This window comes from Streptomyces sp. NPDC034085, from assembly GCF_055575555.1.
In genome coordinates this window covers 951,207-971,037 of the sequence record NZ_JBVISL010000002.1, presented here as the reverse complement: position 1 = coordinate 971,037, position 19,831 = coordinate 951,207, and the positions used below count along the sequence as shown (strand labels likewise).

Sequence of the window (19,831 nt, the reverse complement as noted above, 5' to 3'; positions counted from 1 at the left end):
GGTCCGTCCGGTCCGTCCGGTCAGGCGGCGAGGCAGAGGCCGTCGTACCGGGCCGCCGTGGGCGACGCGGGCGAGGTGCGGCCCCGGGCCATCCGGCTCCGGGCGTGCCGGGCCAGCTCGTCCCCGGCGAGCAGGAGCAGGTCGCCGAGGCCGAGCCCGAGGGCCGCGGCGGCGGCGGCGAGCACCTCGGAGGAGGCCTCCTTGCGTCCGCGCTCCACCTCCGACAGGTACGGCATGGAGATCCGGGCCGCCTCCGCAACGTCCTTCAGCGTGCGCTCCTGGGCGAGCCGCTCGCGCCGCAGCACGTCGCCGACGAGGTCGCGCCACAGGGGCTCCTTCGGCGCGGGTGGCCGCGGTGCTCCCTCCGGTCGCCGCGGGGCGACGGCCGCCCCGCCGGAACCGTGCGGCGGGGTCTGCGGGCGCAGGCGGATGACGCGGGGCTCGTTCGGCGTATGAGTGTTCACCCCTTCACCCTAGGGATCCGGGGTGCGGGGGGAAGGGAGCGCCGTTCTGCCCTGGGTGAAGCCGTCCGGGCCGGCCTCCCTAGGTGAGTCCGGCGGTGCGGGCGCGTTCGACGGCGGGGCCGATGGCGGCGGCGACCGCGGCGACGTCCTCCTTCGTGGAGGTGTGCCCCAGGGAGAACCGCAGGGTGCCGCGGGCCAGCTGCGGGTCGGTGCCCGCCGCCAGCAGGACGTGGCTCGGCTGGGCCACGCCCGCGGTGCAGGCGGAGCCGGTGGAGCATTCGATGCCCTGCGCGTCCAGCAGCAGGAGGAGCGAGTCCCCCTCGCACCCGGGGAAGCTGAAGTGGGCGTTGGCCGGGAGCCGGTCGACGGGGTCACCGCCGAGGACGGCGTCGGGGACGGCGGCCAACACGGCACCGATCAGCTCGTCGCGCAGGGCGCCGACCTCGGCGGCGAACCGCTCGCGCCGCTCGGCGGCGAGTACGGCCGCGACCGCGAAGGCGGCGACGGCCGGGACGTCGAGGGTGCCGGAGCGGACGTGCCGCTCCTGGCCGCCGCCGTGCAGGACGGGTACCGGGCTCTGGTCGCGCCCGAGGAGCAGGGCGCCGATCCCGTAGGGGCCGCCGATCTTGTGGCCGCTGACGGTCATGGCGGCGAGGCCGCTGTCCCCGAAGCGGACGTCGAGCTGCCCGACGGCCTGGACGGCGTCGGAGTGCAGGGGTACGGCGAACTCCCGCGCGATGGAGGCCAGTTCGCGGACCGGCATGACGGTGCCGATCTCGTTGTTGGCCCACATCACCGTGGCCAGGGCGATGTCGTCGGGGTTCCGCTCGATCGCGGCCCGGAAGGCCTCGGGGTGCACGCGGCCGTGACGGTCGACGGGGAGGTACTCGACCTCGGCCCCTTCGTGCTCGGCGAGCCAGTGCACGGCGTCGAGGACGGCGTGGTGCTCGACGGGGCTGGCGAGGACGCGGGTGCGGGCGGGGTCGGCGTCCCGGCGCGCCCAGAAGAGGCCCTTGACGGCGAGGTTGTCGGCCTCGGTGCCGCCGGCGGTGAAGACCACCTCGCTCGGTCGCGCGCCGAGGGCCTCGGCGAGGGACTCCCGGGCCTCCTCGACGGTACGGCGGGCCCGGCGCCCGGCGGCGTGCAGGGAGGACGCGTTGCCGGTGGCGGCGAACTGCGCGGTCATCGCCGCAGCGGCTTCCGGGAGCATCGGCGTGGTCGCGGCGTGGTCGAGGTAGGCCATGATTTTTCGATTCTACGAGCCGATCCCCCTCCCGGACCCCTCCCGGGGGTCCCCACCGCGACCCCGGCACCCCGCGGCCCCGGCGTAGCGGCGCGCGAAGCCGGTCAGGCACCCGCGCACCGCGCGAGCGGCGCGGCGCGGAGGGGCGGCGGGCCAGGGGGTGTCCGCACAGTAGCGCCGGCCGCCCGAAGGGCGGGCCCTGCGGCGTCCGGTGCCGTGCATCGCAAGGCGGAGGGCCGCCCGCGTACGGGACGTACTCGGGCCGGCCCGACAACGCGGCGAGGTGCGGTGCCAGGCGTCGCAGGGCAGGCGGGACTGTGCGGACACCCCCTAGCGGGGGGCGCGGGCCAGTTGGCGGGACTGGGCCACCAGGCGGTTCGCCGAGTCCCAGACCTCGGCGTCCTCCTCCAGGAAGCCCCCGGCGAGGTTGCGGGTGACGATGCCGACGCGGAGGGGGCCCGGGGCCGGGCGGTGGCGGATGTGGGTGGTGAGTTCCACGGTCGGGGCCCAGCCGAGGAGGCCGAGGTCGAAGGCGGTCGGCGGCAGCGCGTCCACCGCGAGCAGCAGCGACAGCGGGTCGGCGTCGCGGCCGTCGGCCAGCTCGAACCAGGCCCGCATCTCGCCCTTCCCCGACGGCGCCCCGACCGCCCAGCCCGCCGTCGCCGGGTCCAGGCGCAGCCGGAGCCGGTCCACGATGGCGTTGCTCCCCGGGATGGGGGCCGGGCCGGCCTCGGGGCCGAGGCAGTCCTCGTACGCGGGCATGACCGGCGGCTGCGCCACCGTGTGGACGGTGTCGGGGAGCGCGGCGAGGTCCCCGTACGAGGCGAGGACCCGGATGCGCTCGATCTCGGCGCCGCTCTCGTCGTACTGGAAGAGGGAGGCCTGGCCCGTGGAGAGGGTGCGGCCGACGCGGACCACCTCGGTGCGGATCACGGCGGGACCGGGCACGGACGAGGTGAGGTAGTGGGCGGAGACGGTGAAGGGGTCCGGGTGCGGCAGGGCCGCCGCGAGGGCCCGGCCGACCAGGGCCAGCAGATAGCCGCCGTTGACGGCGGTGATGATCGTCCAGCCGGCGGACAGCTCCGCGTCGTACACCCCGGGCTCGCCCGCGCGGGCGGTGATGGTGGTGTCGCGGTCGAATTCGCTGTCGCCGATGGAGGCCTGGGCCGCTGCGTAAGACATGGCGACGACGGTACACCGCGAAGCTACTAAGCGGTAGCTTTTGCCGGGCGGTGGGACCTACACCTCTTCGGCCACCGAGGAACGGCGGTTCCAGGCCAGCGGGGCACGCCAGTGGTAGCGCATCGCGAGCAGGCGCAGCACGAAGGTGGTGACGGTCGCCAGGGCGGTCGTGAAGGGGTTCAGCATCTCGAAGCTGATGAAGAGGGCCACCATGGCGGCGCCCACGACGGCGGGCACGGCGTACATCTCGCGGTCGCGCAGCAGCGAGGGCACCTCGTTGACCAGGACGTCGCGCAGCACGCCGCCGCCGACGGCGGTGGCCACGCCCAGGGCGGCGGAGGAGGTCAGGCCGAGGCCGTACTCGTAGGCCTTGGTCGTGCCCGACACGCAGAACAGGCCGAGGCCGGCGGCGTCGAAGACGTTGATGGCGCGGTTGATGCGCTGCACCTCGGGATGGAGGAAGAAGACGATCGCGGCCGCGATGAGAGGGGTCACGAAGAAGCTGAGCTCGCTGAACGCGGCGGGCGGGACGGCCCCGATGCAGAGGTCGCGCAGCAGGCCGCCGCCGAGGGCGGTGACGAGGGCGAGGACGGCGATGCCGAAGACGTCGAAGTTCTTGCGGACCGCGAGGAGGGCGCCGGCGGTGGCGAAGACGAAGATGCCCGCGAGGTCCAGGGCGTGCTGGATGCCGGGCGGGAAGAGATCGTGGAACACCCCGCCATTGTCGCCTGGCGGCGGGCCGGCGGTGTCCGCTGCGCGGGGCTGCTCCCCGCCCCACCCTTCGCCCGTTCCCCGGGGCTCCGCCCCGGCCCCCCCTCGGGGGCTCCGCCCCCAGCCCCCGCGCCTCAATCGCCGGCGAGGCTGAACCACCCAACGGAAAGCCCGCGAGCCGAAACCCCGAGGGGTTCGGCCCAACCGGCGGCCCGGCCCAGCCCGGGGTGCCGGGCACAGCCCGGATGCCGAGCACAGCCCGGGTTACCGGGCACAGCCCGGATGCCGAGCACAGCCCGGGTTACCGGGCACAGCCCGGGTCGCCCGACCCAGCCCGGGGGCCGGGCACAGCCCGGGTCGCCCGACCCAGCCCGGGGGCCGGGCACAGCCCGGGTTGCCGGGGCTGGGGCGGAGCCCCGGGGAACGGTGGAAGGGCGGGTCGGGGGCCGCTCCGCGCAGCGGCCCTAGACCCGCAGGCGACGGCCGGCCCCCGCGTGGGCCCACGACCCCGCCCGACGTCCGCCGGACGGAGTCCGGCGCAGCGGCGCGAAGCCGGGGAGGCGCCCCGGCGCCGAGCCGGGCTAGCCGCGCGTCAGGCCGACGGGGTCGGCGGGGTGTTCTCCGGGTGGTGGCAGGCCACCTCGTGGCCCGGCTTGAGGGCGACCAGCGGGGGGTCCTGCTTGCCGCACACCTCCGTCGCCTTCCAGCACCGCGTGTGGAAGCGGCAGCCCGCCGGCGGGGAGATCGGCGACGGGACGTCGCCCTTGAGCAGGATGCGGCCGCTCTTCGCCCCGCGCCGGCGCGGGTCCGGGACCGGGACGGCGGAGAGCAGGGCGTTGGTGTACGGGTGCATGGGCGACTCGTACAGCGACTTGCGGTCCGCGAGTTCCACGATCTTGCCGAGGTACATCACCGCGATGCGGTCCGAGACGTGCCGGATGACCGACAGGTCGTGCGCGATGATCACGTACGTCAGGCCGAGCTCCTCCTGGAGGTCGTCCAGCAGGTTGACCACCTGGGCCTGGATGGAGACGTCCAGCGCCGACACCGGCTCGTCCGCCACCACCAGCTTCGGCTTGAGCGCGAGCGCCCGGGCGATGCCGATGCGCTGGCGCTGGCCGCCCGAGAACTCGTGCGGGTAGCGGTTGTAGTGCTCCGGGTTCAGGCCCACCAGGGCCAGCAGCCGCTGCACCTCCGCCTTGATCCCGCCCTCCGGGGTGACTCCCTGGAGCTTGAAGGGGGCCGAGACGATCGCACCGACCGTGTGGCGGGGGTTCAGCGAGCCGTACGGGTCCTGGAAGATCATCTGGACGTCCCGGCGCAGCGGCCGCATGCCCGCCACGCCGAGGTGGGTGATGTCCTGGCCCTCGAACTCGATGCGCCCGCCGGTCGGTTCGAGCAGGCGCGTGATCAGCCGGCCCATGGTCGACTTGCCGCAGCCTGACTCGCCGACGATGCCGAGGGTCTCACCGCGCCGGACCTCGAAGTCGATCCCGTCGACGGCCTTGACGGCCCCGGCCTGGCGCCGCAGCATCCCCTTGCTGATGGGGAAGTGCTTGACCAGTCCGGTCACCTTCAGCAGCGGCTCCGCCCCGGTGTCCTGCACGGCGGTCTCCGCCGCGTCCTTCTTCATGTCCGTCACAGCTTCGGCGCAATCTCTTCGGTCCAGATCCGGGTCCGCTCCTCCTGCGACATGTGGCAGGCGGACCAGTGCCGGCTGTCGTCCTCGGTCAGCTCGGGGCGCTGGGTGCGGGTGATGCCCCCCTTGGGCACGTCGGCGTAGGGGCACCGGGGGTTGAAGGCGCAGCCGCTCGGGATGTTGATGAGGCTGGGCGGAGAGCCCTTGACCGGGATCAGGCGCTCGGTCTGGTCGCGGTCGATGCGCGGCATGGAGCCGAGCAGTCCCCAGGTGTACGGGTGGCGGGGGCCGTAGAAGACCTTCTCGGCGGTGCCGCGCTCGACGCAGCGGCCGCCGTACATCACCAGGATGTCGTCGGCCATCTCGGCGACCACGCCGAGGTCGTGCGTGATCATGATGACCGCGGAGCCGAACTCCTTCTGCAGGTCGCGGATCAGGTCGAGGATCTGCGCCTGGACGGTGACGTCCAGGGCCGTGGTCGGCTCGTCCGCGATGAGCAGCTCGGGGTTGTTGACCAGCGCCATCGCGATCATCGCGCGCTGGCGCATGCCGCCGGAGAACTCGTGGGGGTACGCGTCCACGCGCCGGTGGGGCTCCGGGATGCCGACGCGGTCGAGCATCTCGACGGCGCGGGTGCGGGCCTTCTTCTTGTCGACGTCGTGGTGGGTGCGGTACGCCTCGATGATCTGCTTGCCGACCGAGTAGTACGGGTGCATCGCGGACAGCGGGTCCTGGAAGACCATCGCCATCTTGCGGCCGCGCAGGCGCCGTACGCGGTCCGCGTCGGCCTGGACCAGGTCCTCGCCGTCGAGGAGCACCTCGCCCGAGATGGCGGGGCGGCTGCGCGCGTTGCCGGTGCGGTGCAGGCCCATGATGGCCAGCGAGGTCACCGACTTGCCGGAGCCGGACTCGCCGACGATGCCGAGGGTCTTGCCGCGCTCGAGGTCGAAGGAGAGCCCGTCGACGGACTTCACGAGGCCGTCGTCGGTCGGGAAGTGGACCTTGAGGTCGCGCACGGAGAGGAAGGGGGCCGCGTCGGGCGCGCCGCCCTGCTCGGGCACGAAGGCCGGCTGGTCGGGGTCGTTCTTGGTCACGTCAGCCTCACGCGCGGGTCGATGACGGCGTACAGCAGGTCCACGATCAGGTTGGCCATCACCACGAACAGTGCGGCGAGCAGGGTGACGCCCATGATCACGGGCAGGTCGCCCTGGCCGATGGCGGCGACGGCCGCCGTACCCAGGCCCTGGAAGTTGAAGGTCGTCTCGGTGAGCACCGCGCCGCCGAGGAGGCCGCCGAGGTCGAGGCCGAACATGGTGACGATCGGGGTGAGCGTGGAGCGCAGGGCGTGCTTGCGGATGACCACGCCCTCCTTGAGGCCCTTGGCCCGGGCGGTGCGGATGTAGTCCTCGCCGAGGACCTCCAGCATGGTCGCCCGGGTGATGCGGGCGTAGGTGGCGGCGAAGAGGAAGGCGAGGGTGATCCAGGGCAGGATGAGGCTGTTGAGCCAGGCCACCGGATCCTCGGTCAGGGGTTTGTAGTTGGAGACGTCGAGCCAGCCGAGGCTGTAGACGAAGATCGCGGGGGCCACCATGCCGGTGAAGAAGATCGGCAGGGAGACGCCGGCGAGGGCGCCGACCATGACCGTGCGGTCGATGGCGGTGCGGCGCTTGAGGGCGGAGACCACCCCCGTGGCCACGCCGGCGATCACCCAGATCACGGCCGCCCCGAGGGCGAGCGAGAGGGTGACCGGGATGCGGTCCATCATGGTCTCCCAGACGGGCGCCTCGGTCTTGAAGGAGTAGCCGAAGCAGGGAGCCGCACAGTGGGTGATCTCGGTGCCGCCGTCGTAGTCGCGGCCGGCGAAGACGCCCTTGACGAAGAGCAGGTACTGCTCGGATATGGGCTTGTCGAAGCCCATCTTCACGCGGATGCCCGCCAGGGCGGTCTCGTTGGTCTCCCGGCCGGCGTACATGAGCGCGGGATCGCTGCCGGTCAGCTTCGGGACCGCGAAGAAGATGCCGAAGGTGACCACGGAGACCACCAGCAGCGTGGCGGCGACGTTGAACAGCCGCCGTATGAGGTAGACGAGCACTGCAGTCGGCCGCCCGGGGTTGGCGGCCGCCGCCCCTCGTGGGGGCGGCGGCCACCGCCTGCGGCCTTCACCTGCCCTTCGGACTAGCGCATGTGCGGTGAAGGCACTTACTTACGTGCTGAGTTGCGGATGCCCGCCCGGCGGTCGGCCGGGCCGGCGGGCTGCACGGCGCTTGCCGTGCAGCCCGGACTGCTACTTCTGCGCGATGCCCACGGTGGCGAGGTCGATCTTGCCGAAGGACTCGTTGAAGAAGACGTTCGTCAGGCGCGGGTTGTGGTAGACGAGCGCCTTGTCGAAGTTGATCGGCAGGTAGAGCGCCTTGTCCATGACCTTCTTGTTGATCTCCGTGTAGAACGGAGCGGCGGCCTCCGGGGTGGCGGCGGCAGCGGCCTTGTCGAACAGCCCGTTGATCTCGCTGTCGTTGACCTCGGTGTAGTTGTTGTTGCCGTTCGGCAGGATGAACGATCCGTCGACCAGCGGCTGGAGGAAGCCCGCGCCGGAGTTGTAGTCGGCGCCCCAGCCCATGACGATGATGCCGTAGCCCTTCTTCTTCACGTTCTCGGGCGAACCGATCGTGGAGGAGGAGAGCTTGCCGTCGAACTGGTCGATCGTCGCCTTGATGCCGACCTTGGCGAGCGAGGCCTGGAGGGACTCGGCGGTCTTGACCTCGGGGGCGCGGTTGTTGCGCACCGCGATGGTGGTCTCGAAGCCGTCGGGCTTGCCACAGGCCTTCAGCGCGGCCTTGGCCTTGGCCTCCTGCGGCTTGCCCTTCGTCAGGCTGAAGGGGTCGTAGGCCTTGTCCGAACCGGGGACGCCGGCCGGGAGCATGTTCGCGCCCAGGTCACCGCTGGTCGGGCCGCCGCGGGCGGTCTGGAGGGACTTCGGGTCGGCCGCGTAGATGACGGCCTTGCGGCACTCGATGTTGTCGAACGGGGCGACCGTCTGCGGGAAGGCGAAGTAGCGGATGTAGCCGGTGAAGGGGTTGTCCGCGTTCTTCTTGAGGTTCGCGTCCTTGAGGATCTTGTTCTTCGCGGCCTGCTGGACACCGGTGCCGTCGACGGCCATGTCGATGTCGCCGGAGAGCAGGCGCTGGTCCATGTCGTCCGGGTTGGTGGTGACCGTGAAGGAGACCTTGTCCGGCAGACCCTTGCGGATCGGGTCCGTGTTCGGGTCCCAGTTCTCGTTGCGGACGAAGGTCGCGCCCTTGCCGGCGGTGAAGCTCTCCACCTTGTAGGGGCCGGTGGAGATGGGCTTGTTCGTGTACGTGGCGCCCGTGTCCTTCGCCGCCGGGACCGGCGAGGAGGACGGCATGGCCAGCAGGTAGCTGAAGTCCGAGTTCGCGCTCGCCAGGTTGAAGACGATGGTCTTGTCGTCCGGCGTCTCGACGGTCTTCAGACCCATCTTGTTCGGGTCGGTGTCCTTGTACGGGCCGGGGTACTTCTGGCCCTGGTCGAGGAGGTCGATCAGGTAGGTCGGGCCGCCGGAGAGGACGTCCTGCGCGAAGACGCGCTCGACGCCGTACTTGATGTCCTTCGAGGTGATCGGCGTACCGTCCTCGAACTTCACCCCGTCCTTGAGCTTCAGGGTGTACGTCTTGCCGTCGTTGCTGATGACCGGCAGGGCCTCGGCGAGGTCCGGGACCACCTTGGTGCCGTCCTTGCCGGGCTTGGCGTCGTAGGCGAGCAGGCTGCGCACGTAGAGCCGCTGCATGTTCCACACGAAGCCGTAGTAGGCGCGCGCCGGGTCGAGGTAGTCCACGTCCTGCGGGGACCAGAGCTTGAGCTCGCCGCCCTTGGCGTCGGAGGGGTTGATGACGGCGGTGGCGGCGCCGCTGTAGCCCTTGCCGCTGTCGCCGTCCGCCTTGTCGTCCTTCTTGGCCCCGTTGCCGCACGCGGCGGTCATCGAGAGGGCGGCGATCACGGCGGTGATCGCGAGAGCCTGGTTTCTGCGGATCACGGTTGTCCAACCTCCATAGGTGGTGAAGCGAAGAAGCGGTTCAGCTGCCCTTGGGGTCGAGTGCGTCACGCAGCCCGTCCCCGAAGAGGTTGAACGCCAGGACGGTGATGAAGATCGTCATGCCGGGGACCACCATGTACATGGGGTCGTCCTGGTAGATGGGGACGGCGTCGGAGAGCATCTTTCCCCAGGAAGCGGTGGGCGGTTTGACGCCGGCGCCCAGGAAGCTGAGGGCCGCTTCGGTCAGGATGTTGGTCGGGATGATCAGCGTGGCGTAGACGAGGATCGGCGCGACCAGGTTCGGCAGCAGCTCCTTGACCAGGATGTAGCCGCGGCCGGCACCGAGGCTGCGCGCGGCCTCGACGTACTCGCGTTCGCGCAGGGAGATCGTCTGGCCCCGGACGATGCGGCCGATGTACGGCCAGCCGAAGAAGCCGATGACGAGGATGAGCACGCCCATCCGTACGCCGGAACCCTCGAACCCCCACACGGAGTTGGGGACCACGGAGACCAGGGCGATGGTGAACAGCAGCTGCGGGAAGGCCAGCAGCAGGTCCATCAGGCGGCTGATGATCCCGTCCACCCAGCCGCCGAGGAAACCGGCGAGGGCGCCCAGGAGGCTGCCGAGGACGACCGAGACGAAGGCCGCCAGGAAGGCGACGACCAGGGAGATGCGGGCGCCGTAGACGATCCGGCTGAACACGTCGCGCCCGTTGGTCGGTTCGACGCCCAGCAGGAAGTCGGAGCTGATGCCGCCCAGGGAGCCGAGCGGCGTGCCCAGGTCCGGGTCGATCATGTCCTCGTGGAACTCGTTGGGGTCGTGGCCCAGCAGGTTCACGATCAGCGGCGCGAAGACCGCCACCAGGATCAGGAGGATCACGATCACGCCGCCGGTCAGCGCGACCTTGTCGCGCTTGAGCCGCATCCAGGCGATGCGGCCGGGCGAGCGGCCTTCGATGGCCTTGGCAGGGACGTCGGCTACGGACACGGGTGCGGGTGTTTCCGCGCTCGTGTCGTGCAGTGGTGCCGTCATCGTGGTGGGGACCCCTCTCGGCCGACGGGTGGGTCGGCCCATGCCCGCCGCTGTGGCGGCGTTGGTGCGGAGTGGCGCTCGAGTGCTCGGGGCACGTGAACGCGTACGAGGTGCGAGGTGCTGGCAGTGCTGGCAGTGCGGCCGTGCTGTGGGTGGAGCAGGGTGCGGTGCGTGCGGTGCGGTGCAGCTGAGGTGCGGGAAGTGCGGACGCGCCGGGTGGGACGAGCGGCGAAGTCCACGTGCAGAACCGCGTCTGGGAGGACTGACCGGCTCTTGGGTGGGGAGTCTTCATCGGGCGCTCGACCAGCCGCCAGACCCGCAGATGAATGGATGCGCAACCGTGATCTGAGCCTGTGGTTCCCGTTATCCGGACTCCGTTGACGGCTCAGCGGAGCAAGACCGTCCGTTCGGTACGCAAACGGACATCGCGGCCAACCCTGCGGAGGAGTACGCCAATTGGACGCCCAACAGCGGCGATATCCGGACAAGACGAAGGCCGCCGGGAACCGTGGTTCCCGGCGGCCCGTTGTCCGTCGGAGGGGTCCGTCTCAGGGGGCGGGCGCACGCCCCGAATCCCTGTAGGAGGCTCGGGGAACCGGCTCCGCCCACCGGTTCCGGCAGCCCCCGGCCTGCTCAGTAGGCGGCCGCCTGCCCCTCGCGGTCGTAGAAGGGACGGGTCTGCGCGCGCAGCCACATCGCCACCGGATCGTGCTCGTCCGCCAGCGCGACCGTGCACACCGGGACGCCCTCGGGCACGGCGCCGACGGACTGGCGCATCATCTCCCGTACGGATTCCAGCGCGGGCGCCGAGGCGTCGTAGAGGTCGAGCCCCACCGCGAGGTACGCCGAACCGAGCGAGGGCTGCACCCAGGCGCGGCGCAGCGACCTGACGGCCGGCGTGCGGTGCGCGTGCTGCGTCAGCAGCCCGTAGAACTGCGGCAGCTCCAGGGCCGGCTCGGACAGCCGCAGCGGCCCCGCCGGCATCCGGTCCAGGCCGGTGGCGACCCGGCGCAGGTCGGCCCACGGCACGCCGAGGCCGCCGCCCTGGGCGTGCGGGTTGACCCACAGCCCCCACCGGTCCGGGTAGAGGGCGCGGGCGATGTCCCGGCCGGTGACCACCTCGTAGCCGCGGTTCCAGCCGCTGGCGGCCAGTTCCTGCGGGGATGTCACGCAGGGGGCGTAGCCGAGCCCCTCCACCTCCATGCCGCCGTACTGGGCGTCCGGTGAGCCCGGCTGCCCCTGCCACAGCAGCATCCACAGCCTGCCCTCGGCGAGGGCGTGCAGGAATGACTCGTAGCCCTCATAGCGCCCGGGAGTCACCTGGCGCAGCATGTGCTCGACCTGCCCGGCCGCGGCCGTGCCTGACGCACTCACCCGGTACCCCTCTTCGTCTTCGTCCGCCCGTCGTCCACACGTATGAACCAGCTTAAGCGGCGCTACGGCAGGTAGAAGGGGCGTACGCGCTCACGAATCCAGTCCGTGACCGGGTCCTCGGCGGCGTCCAGCAGGATCAACTGCACCGGCCAGGGCGCCGGTACGCGGGCCAGGGCGCGGCCGAGCGCCTCCAGCGGGGCGTTTCGCGACTCGGGCTCCCATCCCACCAGCCGGACACCGATGTAGAGCTGGGGCTCGCCGCCCTCGACGCTGGCCAGGCACCGGTGGGCGGCGGCGACCGCCCCGGTGGCCCGGAACTCCTCTGCGGCGGCGGCGAGGAAGTCCACCGGGTCGTCCTGCCAGTCGGGCTCGAAGAGCCGGACGCGGCCGCCGGTGGCGGGGCCGTCGAGCGGGGTGCGGCCGGCCCGGCACAGCTCGGCGACGGCGGCCGGGGGCAGCGGCACCCCGACGGCGCCCTCGGGGTTCACGGCGATGCCGAGCTGCGGGGGCAGGCCCCGGGCGAACTCGGCGGCGGGGGCGACGGCGAAGTCCATGGCGGGCCCGGCGGCGAAGCGGAACTGGGCCTCCGAGCTGTAGACGGGGACGTACGCCTCGCCGCCGATCAGCATCGTGGGGAGGTCGAGGGCGGCGCTGTCGGGCCCGCCGCCCTGGGGCAGCGGCACCCAGACCTGGCTGCGGCCGAGCACCTCGAGGATCCGCGGGCCGGCGTCCGCCTGTCCGAGCGCCGCCCCGAGCACCTGCTCCAACTCGTTGGCCGGCCAGCCGTTGCCCTGCATGTGCGCCTGCTCTCCCTGTGTCCGCGCCGGTGTCGCCCCGAGGCTATCGCGGCGCCCGCCGCCACCCCGGCCCGGGCCGCCCGGCTCCGCGCAGCGGGACGGCTCGGCGGGGCGTCGTCGGGCTTCGGACGCCGGGCTTCGGGCTCAGGCGGCCGGCTTCAGGCGTCGAAGGCGATGTGGGTCAGGGATGCGGCCGCGGGGCGGTCCAGGAGGGTGGTCGTGGTGCAGCCGCGCGGGGGGCGGCCCGATTCGGCCGCGGCGAGGAGGCGGGCCACGGCACTCCGGTGGCGGGCGAAGGCGTACGACGACACCCGTCGGCCCCGGGCCGCCTGCCCGGACAGGGCCTCCTCGGCGGTGGTGTCCAGCAGCAGCAGGTGCAGCGCCCGGCCGCGCCGCCGGGCGACGGCCGCGAGGACACCCCGCACCCAGGACTGGGTGCCGCAGTCGTGGACCACCACAGAGGCGCCGGAGCGCAGCTCGCGCCACAGCCCCCGGTAGTGGGCGGCGCGCACCAGCGGCCGGTACACCGCGTAGGGCAGTGCGGCCGGCATGCGGCGCTCCCAGCGCTCACGGGTGTCCTGGGAGTCGATGCCGGCTTCGGCGGCCCGCTTGATCAGGGTGGTCTTGCCGCCGCCGGGCAGGCCGGACACCACCACGATGTCCCCGGCCGCGAAGCCGAGCCGGTGCGGCCGCGCGGCCTGTCCGCGCAGGTCGCGCACCGCGCCGCCGACGGCCCGGGGGCGGGCGGCGCTCCGCTGGGCCGGCACCGCCCCGACCGTGCCCGTACTGGTCACCACTCCGAATCTCCGCACAGTGATCGTCTCCCCCCGAATCGGGCCGCGAGGGCCCCGTGCCCACTGAATGTAAAGAGACGGTAATCCGGCAGTCGCGGTTCCGGTCGGGCGTTCCACTGCGCGGACGGCTCGTCCACGGATCACGCTCACCGCACGTTCTTCCGGGCCCCACTGCCCTCTCCCGCGCGTCCCGTGCAATGATGTGCGCCATCTGGACACCTAACTGCATACCGGCCGCTTGAATCCGCGCGGGAGAGTCCCGGCAGGCCGCGAGGCCGTGCCCGGGCGCCGAAGGAGCAAGAACCTCCCTTGAATCTCTCAGGCCCCGTACCGCGTGGATGAGGCAGATCTGAAAAGCGAGCCCGACCGCGGCCGTCCCCGACGGCCCGGTGCGTGCTCCACCCAAGGTGCAAGTCGGCGTTCCCCCGTGGGAACTCTCGGCGAACCTCTCAGGTTCCGATGACAGATGGGGAGGAACCTCCTCGTCATGTCATGCCCTGGGACCCGGGAGCCACACCCATGAGCACTGCCCCCCGCCTGACCGCGCTCGACGCGCTGCACCGCTCGCTCGGTGCGACCATGACCGACTTCGCGGGCTGGGACATGCCGCTGCGCTACGCCAGCGAGCGCGACGAGCACAACGCCGTGCGCACCAAGGCCGGCCTGTTCGACCTGTCCCACATGGGCGAGATCACCCTGACCGGCCCGGAGGCCGTGAAGGCCCTGGACTACGCGCTCGTCGGGAACATCTCCACCGTCGGCGTCGGCCGCGCCCGCTACACGCACATCTGCCAGGAGGACGGCGGGATCCTGGACGACCTGATCGTCTACCGCCTGGGCGAGACCGAGTACATGGTCGTCGCCAACGCCTCCAACGCCCAGGTCGTGCTGGACGCGCTCACCGAGCGCGCCGCCGGCTTCGACACCGAGGTCCGCGACGACCGCGACGCGTACGCGCTGATCGCCGTCCAGGGCCCGGAGTCCCCCGGCATCCTGAAGTCGCTCACGGACGCCGACCTGGACGGCCTGAAGTACTACGCCGGCCTGCCGGGCACCGTCGCGGGCGTGCCCGCGCTGATCGCCCGCACCGGCTACACGGGCGAGGACGGCTTCGAGCTGTTCGTCTCCCCCGGGCACGCCGTGGAGCTGTGGCAGGCGCTGACCGAGGCCGGCAAGGACGCCGGCCTGGTGCCGGCCGGCCTGTCCTGCCGCGACACGCTGCGCCTGGAGGCGGGCATGCCGCTGTACGGGCACGAGCTGACCACGGACCTCACCCCCTTCGACGCCGGGCTGGGCCGGGTCGTGAAGTTCGAGAAGGAGGGCGACTTCGTCGGCCGCGCCGCCCTGGAGGCCGCCGCCGAGGTCGCCGCCACCAAGCCGCCGCGCAAGCTGGTCGGCCTGGTCGCCGAGGGCCGCCGCGTCCCGCGCGCCGGCTTCCCCGTGGTCGCGGGCGGCGAGGTCATCGGCGAGGTGACCTCCGGCGCCCCCTCCCCGACGCTGGGCAAGCCGATCGCCATGGCGTACGTCGACGCGGAGCACGCCGCGCCCGGCACCTCCGGCGTCGGCGTGGACATTCGCGGTACGCATGAGCCGTACGAGGTCGTGGCCCTGCCCTTCTACAAGCGGCAGAAGTAACCCTCGGACCGGTTCCCACCGTCCGCTCCGTCTCAGCACGCAAGACCACCGTTCGTATCCACCTCCCCGCATCCAGGAGAATCAGGTCATGAGCAACCCCCAGCAGCTGCGTTACACCAAGGAGCACGAGTGGCTGTCGGACGCCGAGGGCGGCGTCGCGACGGTCGGCATCACGGAGTTCGCCGCCACCGCGCTCGGTGACGTCGTCTACGCCCAGCTCCCCGAGGTCGGCGACACCGTCACCGAGGGCGAGACCTGTGGCGAGCTGGAGTCGACCAAGTCGGTCAGCGACCTCTACTCCCCCGTCTCCGGTGAGATCGTCGAGTTCAACCAGGACGTCGTGGACGACCCGTCGCTGGTGAACTCCGCCCCGTTCGAGGGTGGCTGGCTGTTCAAGGTGCGCCTCTCGGAGGAGCCGAAGGACGCGCTCTCCTTCGAGGAGTACACCGCTCTCACCGCCGGCAACTGACCCCAGGGGATCCTGATGTCTGTTCTGAACACCCCCCTCCACGAGCTCGACCCGGACGTCGCCGCCGCCGTCGACGCCGAGCTCGCGCGCCAGCAGTCGACCCTGGAAATGATCGCGTCGGAGAACTTCGCTCCGGTCGCCGTCATGGAGGCCCAGGGCTCGGTCCTGACCAACAAGTACGCCGAGGGCTACCCGGGCCGCCGCTACTACGGCGGCTGCGAGCACGTCGACGTGGTCGAGCAGATCGCGATCGACCGCATCAAGGCGCTGTTCGGCGCCGAGGCCGCGAACGTCCAGCCGCACTCGGGTGCGCAGGCCAACGCCGCCGCGATGTTCGCGCTGCTGAAGCCGGGCGACACGATCATGGGCCTGAACCTGGCCCACGGCGGTCACCTGACCCACGGCATGAAGATCAACTTCTCCGGCAAGCTCTACAACGTGGTCCCGTACCACGTCGACGAGACCGGCCAGGTGGACATGGCCGAGGTCGAGCGCCTCGCCAAGGAGTCCAAGCCGCAGCTGATCGTCGCCGGCTGGTCCGCCTACCCGCGCCAGCTCGACTTCGCCGCGTTCCGCCGGATCGCGGACGAGGTCGGCGCGTACCTGATGGTCGACATGGCCCACTTCGCGGGCCTGGTCGCCGCGGGCCTGCACCCGAACCCGGTGCCCCACGCCCACGTCGTCACCACCACCACGCACAAGACCCTCGGCGGTCCGCGCGGCGGTGTCATCCTGTCGACGCAGGAGCTGGCCAAGAAGATCAACTCCGCGGTCTTCCCGGGCCAGCAGGGCGGCCCGCTGGAGCACGTGATCGCGGCCAAGGCCGTCTCCTTCAAGGTCGCGGCCTCGCCCGAGTTCAAGGAGCGCCAGGAGCGCACCCTGGAAGGCGCGAAGATCCTCGCCGAGCGCCTGGTGCAGGACGACGTGAAGGCCGTGGGCGTGGACGTCCTCACCGGCGGCACCGACGTGCACCTGGTCCTGGTCGACCTGCGCAACTCCGAGCTGGACGGCCAGCAGGCCGAGGACCGCCTCCACGAGGTCGGCATCACGGTCAACCGCAACGCCATCCCGAACGACCCGCGGCCCCCGATGGTCACCTCGGGCCTGCGGATCGGTACGCCGGCCCTGGCGACGCGCGGCTTCGACACGGAGGCCTTCACCGAGGTCGCCGAGATCATCGCGCAGGCGCTGAAGCCGGCCTACGACGCCGCGGCCCTCAAGGCGCGCGTCTCGGCGCTCGCCGCGAAGTTCCCGCTGTACCCGTCGCTCTAACGACGGCCCGGGGGGCCCGGCCTCGTCTCGTACGGGGCCGGGCCCTTCCCATGCCCGGGCGCACCTTGATCCAGTACACGCGCCCGCAGCCCTCCCGATCCGTCCGGCGGCCAAGCCGTTCATTTCGCCGCGTTAAGCTCGTCTGTCGGACAAAAACCGCACAATGCCCCCACCCGGCACGATCCGCCTCTCCTGCCCCCTCCCACCCCACGAGCAGACAAGGGAGTCCGCCAGTGGCCATCTCCGTCTTCGACCTCTTCTCCATCGGCATCGGCCCGTCCTCCTCCCACACGGTCGGCCCGATGCGCGCGGCGCGCATGTTCGTCACGCGGCTGAAGAAGGACGGCGTCCTCGCCCAGACCGCGTCCGTCCGCGCTGAGCTGTTCGGCTCCCTCGGCGCGACCGGCCACGGGCACGGCACCCCCAAGGCGGTCCTGCTCGGCCTGGAGGGCCACTCCCCTCGCACGGTGGACGTCGAGGGCGCCGACGACGAGGTCGAGCGCATCCGCCGGAGCGGGAAGCTGCGGCTGCTGGGCGCGGAGATAGGCGGCGCCCACGAGATCGACTTCGACGAGCCGACCCAGCTGATCCTGCACCGCCGCCGCTCGCTGCCCTACCACGCGAACGGCATGACGCTCTTCGCCTACGACGCTTCCGGCGCCCCGCTGCTGGAGAAGACGTACTACTCGGTCGGCGGCGGCTTCGTCGTGGACGAGGACGCGGTCGGCGAGGACCGGATCAAGCTCGACGACACCGTGCTGAAGTACCCCTTCCGCTCGGGTGACGAGATGCTGCGCCTGGCGAACGAGACCGGCCTGTCGATCTCCTCCCTGATGCTCGAGAACGAGAAGGCCTGGCGCACGGAGGAGGAGATCCGCGAGGGCCTCCTGGAGATCTGGCGGGTCATGCAGTCCTGCGTGTCGCGCGGCATGTCCCGCGAGGGCATCCTCCCGGGCGGGCTGCGCGTCAAGCGCCGGGCCGCCGCCACGGCGCGCCAGCTGCGCACCGAGGGCGACCCGATGATGCACCGCAGCGAGTGGACGACGATCTACGCGATGGCCGTCAACGAGGAGAACGCGGCGGGCGGGCGCGTGGTGACCGCCCCGACGAACGGCGCGGCGGGCGTGCTGCCGGCGGTCCTGCACTACTACGTGAACTTCGTGCCCGGCGCGGACGAGGACGGCGTGGTCCGCTTCCTCCTCGCCGCGGGCGCCATCGGCATGCTCTTCAAGGAGAACGCCTCGATCTCCGGCGCCGAGGTCGGCTGCCAGGGCGAGGTCGGCTCCGCCTGCTCCATGGCGGCGGGCGCGCTCGCCGAGGTCCTGGGCGGCACCCCCGAGCAGGTCGAGAACGCCGCCGAGATCGGCATGGAGCACAACCTCGGTCTGACCTGCGACCCGGTCGGCGGCCTGGTCCAGATCCCCTGCATCGAGCGCAACGGCATGGCCGCCGTCAAGGCCGTCACCGCCGCGAAGATGGCGATGCGCGGGGACGGCAGCCACAAGGTCTCCCTCGACAAGGTCATCAAGACCATGAAGGAGACCGGCGCCGACATGAAGGTCAAGTACAAGGAGACGGCGCGCGGCGGCCTCGCGGTCAACGTCATCGAGTGCTGAGCACCGGCGCCTGACACCGGCCCGCGGACCCGCGCCGCGAAGGGCCCGCCCTCGGGGGAGGGCGGGCCCTTCGCGGCGCTCGCGTACCGGGGGCACGGGGCGTGCAACCGTCCGCGGCCCCCGTGTGTCTTATGAGATGACAGCCCGTCCCCGTCTCACGGACACCGGGGAGACCTCATGCGTCACCTGCACCGCCGCCGGATCGTGGCCCTGGCCACGGGCGCCCTGCTCACAGCGGGGCTCGCGCTCTCCGCACCGGCCTCAGCCACCACCACCTCCACCACCACCACCCAGACCCCGCTCGTGGTCAATGCCCGCTGGGGCGGGCACTGCACGTACGACCGGATCGTGATCGACCTCCAGGGCTACGTGCCCCCGGTCACCGTCACTCCCGTCTCCCAGCTCGTCTACGACGGGTCCGGCAAGCCCGTCCCGCTGGCCGGGAAGTACTTCCTGGAGATCCGCCTGCACCCGGCCGCCGCGCACAACGACGCCGGACAGAACGTCTACCAGGGCCCGAAGCTCCAGCAGATCTACCTCAGCAAGCTCAAGGGCCTCGCCATGACCGGCGACTTCGAGGGGTACGTGACCTTCGGCGCCGCCTTCGACACGGCCCCGTCCTACACCACCTCCGTCCTGCACTCGCCCGAGCGGTTCGTGCTGGACGTGGCACACCCGAACACCTGCTGATCCCGCGGGTACGGACGGCGGGCCCGGGACGTGGGACGTCCCGGGCCCGCCGCCGTCCGGGCGGCCGCTACCGGTGTTCGGGGTTGGGGAAGTCGAAGCGGCAGCCCGCGTCCCACAGCGAGCGCTGGTTGCCGTGGGCCGGGACGCCCCCGGCGCGCTTGAGGAGCGCGGCCAGGTGCATCAGGTTCCAGGACATGAAGGTGGTGTTGCGGTTGGTGAAGTCGTTCTCGGGGCCGCCGGAGCCGGCGTCCAGGTACGAGGGGCCGGGTCCGGCCTCGCCGATCCAGCCGGCGTCGGCCTGCGGCGGGATGGCGTAGCCGAGGTGCTGGAGGCTGTAGAGGACGTTCATGGCGCAGTGTTTGACGCCGTCCTCGTTGCCGGTGATCAGCGCTCCGCCGACGCGCCCGTAGTACGCGTACTGGCCCCGGTCGTTCAGCAGGGAGGAGCAGGCGTAGAGCCGCTCGATGACCTGCTTCATGACGGAGCTGTTGTCGCCGAGCCAGATCGGGCCGCACAGCACGAGGATGTCGGCGTCCATGATCTGGCTGTAGAGGACCGGCCACTGGTCGCTGTCCCAGCCGTGCTCGGTCATGTCCGGCCAGACGCCGGTGGCGATGTCGTGGTCGACGGCGCGGATCAGCGAGGTCCGGGCGCCCGCGGACTCCATGACGGCGCGGCTCCTCGTGATCAGTCCCTCGGTGTTGCTGGTCTCGGGAGAGCGCTTGAGGGTGCAGTTGACGTAGACGGCGGAGAGGTCCTCGTACCGTGGGCTCTGGTCGTCGGCCATGCCCCCACCGTGCCCGCGGGAGCGCGGGGCGGCCAGCGGACGTGACCCGTCCGGGGCGGGTGACCGGGTGGCCGGAT

General features: G+C 71.8%; 18 protein-coding genes and 1 riboswitch. Of the genes, 5 read left to right on the top strand and 13 right to left on the bottom strand.

Going from position 1 to position 19,831, the window contains the following annotated elements; translation table 11 throughout:
• Positions 1-20 precede the first annotated feature (20 nt).
• The 12 genes from ACZ501_RS09835 to ACZ501_RS09780 form a co-directional block, all read right to left on the bottom strand.
• Positions 21-464, bottom strand: a complete 444-nt coding sequence (locus ACZ501_RS09835; protein ID WP_361599116.1) for a helix-turn-helix domain-containing protein — start codon at positions 462-464, stop codon at positions 21-23.
• A 79-nt stretch (positions 465-543) separates the two neighbouring features.
• Positions 544-1,707, bottom strand: coding sequence for a cysteine desulfurase family protein (locus tag ACZ501_RS09830; RefSeq protein ID WP_361599119.1), 1,164 nt, complete (start codon positions 1,705-1,707; stop codon positions 544-546).
• A gap of 330 nt (positions 1,708-2,037) precedes the next feature.
• Positions 2,038-2,889: a thioesterase family protein gene (locus ACZ501_RS09825; protein WP_361611618.1), complete on the bottom strand. Its 852-nt coding sequence runs from the start codon at positions 2,887-2,889 to the stop codon at positions 2,038-2,040.
• 57 nt (positions 2,890-2,946) lie between these two features.
• The gene (locus ACZ501_RS09820; RefSeq protein ID WP_361611616.1) at positions 2,947-3,603 is read right to left on the bottom strand and encodes a trimeric intracellular cation channel family protein; all 657 of its coding nucleotides are present in this window, start codon (positions 3,601-3,603) and stop codon (positions 2,947-2,949) included.
• Positions 3,604-4,192: 589 nt separating this feature from the next.
• Positions 4,193-5,233 (bottom strand): ABC transporter ATP-binding protein, encoded by a 1,041-nt coding sequence (locus ACZ501_RS09815; protein ID WP_361605558.1) that lies wholly within the window; start codon positions 5,231-5,233, stop codon positions 4,193-4,195.
• A 5-nt stretch (positions 5,234-5,238) separates the two neighbouring features.
• Positions 5,239-6,300 carry an ABC transporter ATP-binding protein gene (locus ACZ501_RS09810; RefSeq protein ID WP_361605561.1) on the bottom strand — a complete coding sequence of 354 codons (1,062 nt, stop codon included), beginning with the start codon at positions 6,298-6,300 and terminating at the stop codon, positions 5,239-5,241.
• A gap of 29 nt (positions 6,301-6,329) precedes the next feature.
• Positions 6,330-7,331 (bottom strand): ABC transporter permease, encoded by a 1,002-nt coding sequence (locus tag ACZ501_RS09805; RefSeq protein WP_361605508.1) that lies wholly within the window; start codon positions 7,329-7,331, stop codon positions 6,330-6,332.
• A gap of 192 nt (positions 7,332-7,523) precedes the next feature.
• Positions 7,524-9,233 carry an ABC transporter substrate-binding protein gene (locus ACZ501_RS09800; protein WP_361605564.1) on the bottom strand — a complete coding sequence of 570 codons (1,710 nt, stop codon included), beginning with the start codon at positions 9,231-9,233 and terminating at the stop codon, positions 7,524-7,526.
• Between the two features lie 94 nt (positions 9,234-9,327).
• Positions 9,328-10,320, bottom strand: coding sequence for an ABC transporter permease (locus ACZ501_RS09795; RefSeq protein ID WP_361605511.1), 993 nt, complete (start codon positions 10,318-10,320; stop codon positions 9,328-9,330).
• 633 nt (positions 10,321-10,953) lie between these two features.
• Entirely contained in the window at positions 10,954-11,694 is a 741-nt protein-coding gene (locus ACZ501_RS09790) for an enhanced serine sensitivity protein SseB C-terminal domain-containing protein (RefSeq protein ID WP_361605514.1), read from the bottom strand.
• 62 nt (positions 11,695-11,756) lie between these two features.
• Positions 11,757-12,491: an enhanced serine sensitivity protein SseB gene (locus ACZ501_RS09785; RefSeq protein ID WP_361605517.1), complete on the bottom strand. Its 735-nt coding sequence runs from the start codon at positions 12,489-12,491 to the stop codon at positions 11,757-11,759.
• 158 nt (positions 12,492-12,649) lie between these two features.
• Entirely contained in the window at positions 12,650-13,309 is a 660-nt protein-coding gene (locus ACZ501_RS09780; RefSeq protein ID WP_468793846.1) for an AAA family ATPase, read from the bottom strand.
• 215 nt (positions 13,310-13,524) lie between these two features.
• Positions 13,525-13,628: riboswitch (glycine riboswitch) on the top strand.
• Between the two features lie 176 nt (positions 13,629-13,804).
• On the opposite strand from ACZ501_RS09780, the gene gcvT reads away from it, so the two are divergent.
• From gcvT to ACZ501_RS09755, 5 genes are all read left to right on the top strand, one after another.
• Positions 13,805-14,920: a glycine cleavage system aminomethyltransferase GcvT gene (gene gcvT / locus ACZ501_RS09775; protein ID WP_361605523.1), complete on the top strand. Its 1,116-nt coding sequence runs from the start codon at positions 13,805-13,807 to the stop codon at positions 14,918-14,920.
• Positions 14,921-15,008: 88 nt separating this feature from the next.
• On the top strand, positions 15,009-15,389 hold the full coding sequence (gene gcvH, locus ACZ501_RS09770) for a glycine cleavage system protein GcvH (protein WP_361605526.1): 381 nt from the start codon (positions 15,009-15,011) through the stop codon (positions 15,387-15,389).
• Positions 15,390-15,404: 15 nt separating this feature from the next.
• Positions 15,405-16,661, top strand: coding sequence for a serine hydroxymethyltransferase (glyA, locus tag ACZ501_RS09765; RefSeq protein WP_361605529.1), 1,257 nt, complete (start codon positions 15,405-15,407; stop codon positions 16,659-16,661).
• 233 nt (positions 16,662-16,894) lie between these two features.
• On the top strand, positions 16,895-18,277 hold the full coding sequence (locus ACZ501_RS09760) for an L-serine ammonia-lyase (RefSeq protein ID WP_361605531.1): 1,383 nt from the start codon (positions 16,895-16,897) through the stop codon (positions 18,275-18,277).
• 177 nt (positions 18,278-18,454) lie between these two features.
• The gene (locus ACZ501_RS09755; RefSeq protein ID WP_468793702.1) at positions 18,455-18,967 is read left to right on the top strand and encodes an AMIN-like domain-containing (lipo)protein; all 513 of its coding nucleotides are present in this window, start codon (positions 18,455-18,457) and stop codon (positions 18,965-18,967) included.
• 67 nt (positions 18,968-19,034) lie between these two features.
• Here the strand turns inward: ACZ501_RS09755 and ACZ501_RS09750 are convergent, their stop codons facing one another.
• On the bottom strand, positions 19,035-19,754 hold the full coding sequence (locus ACZ501_RS09750; protein ID WP_468793699.1) for a flavodoxin family protein: 720 nt from the start codon (positions 19,752-19,754) through the stop codon (positions 19,035-19,037).
• Positions 19,755-19,831 lie beyond the last annotated feature (77 nt).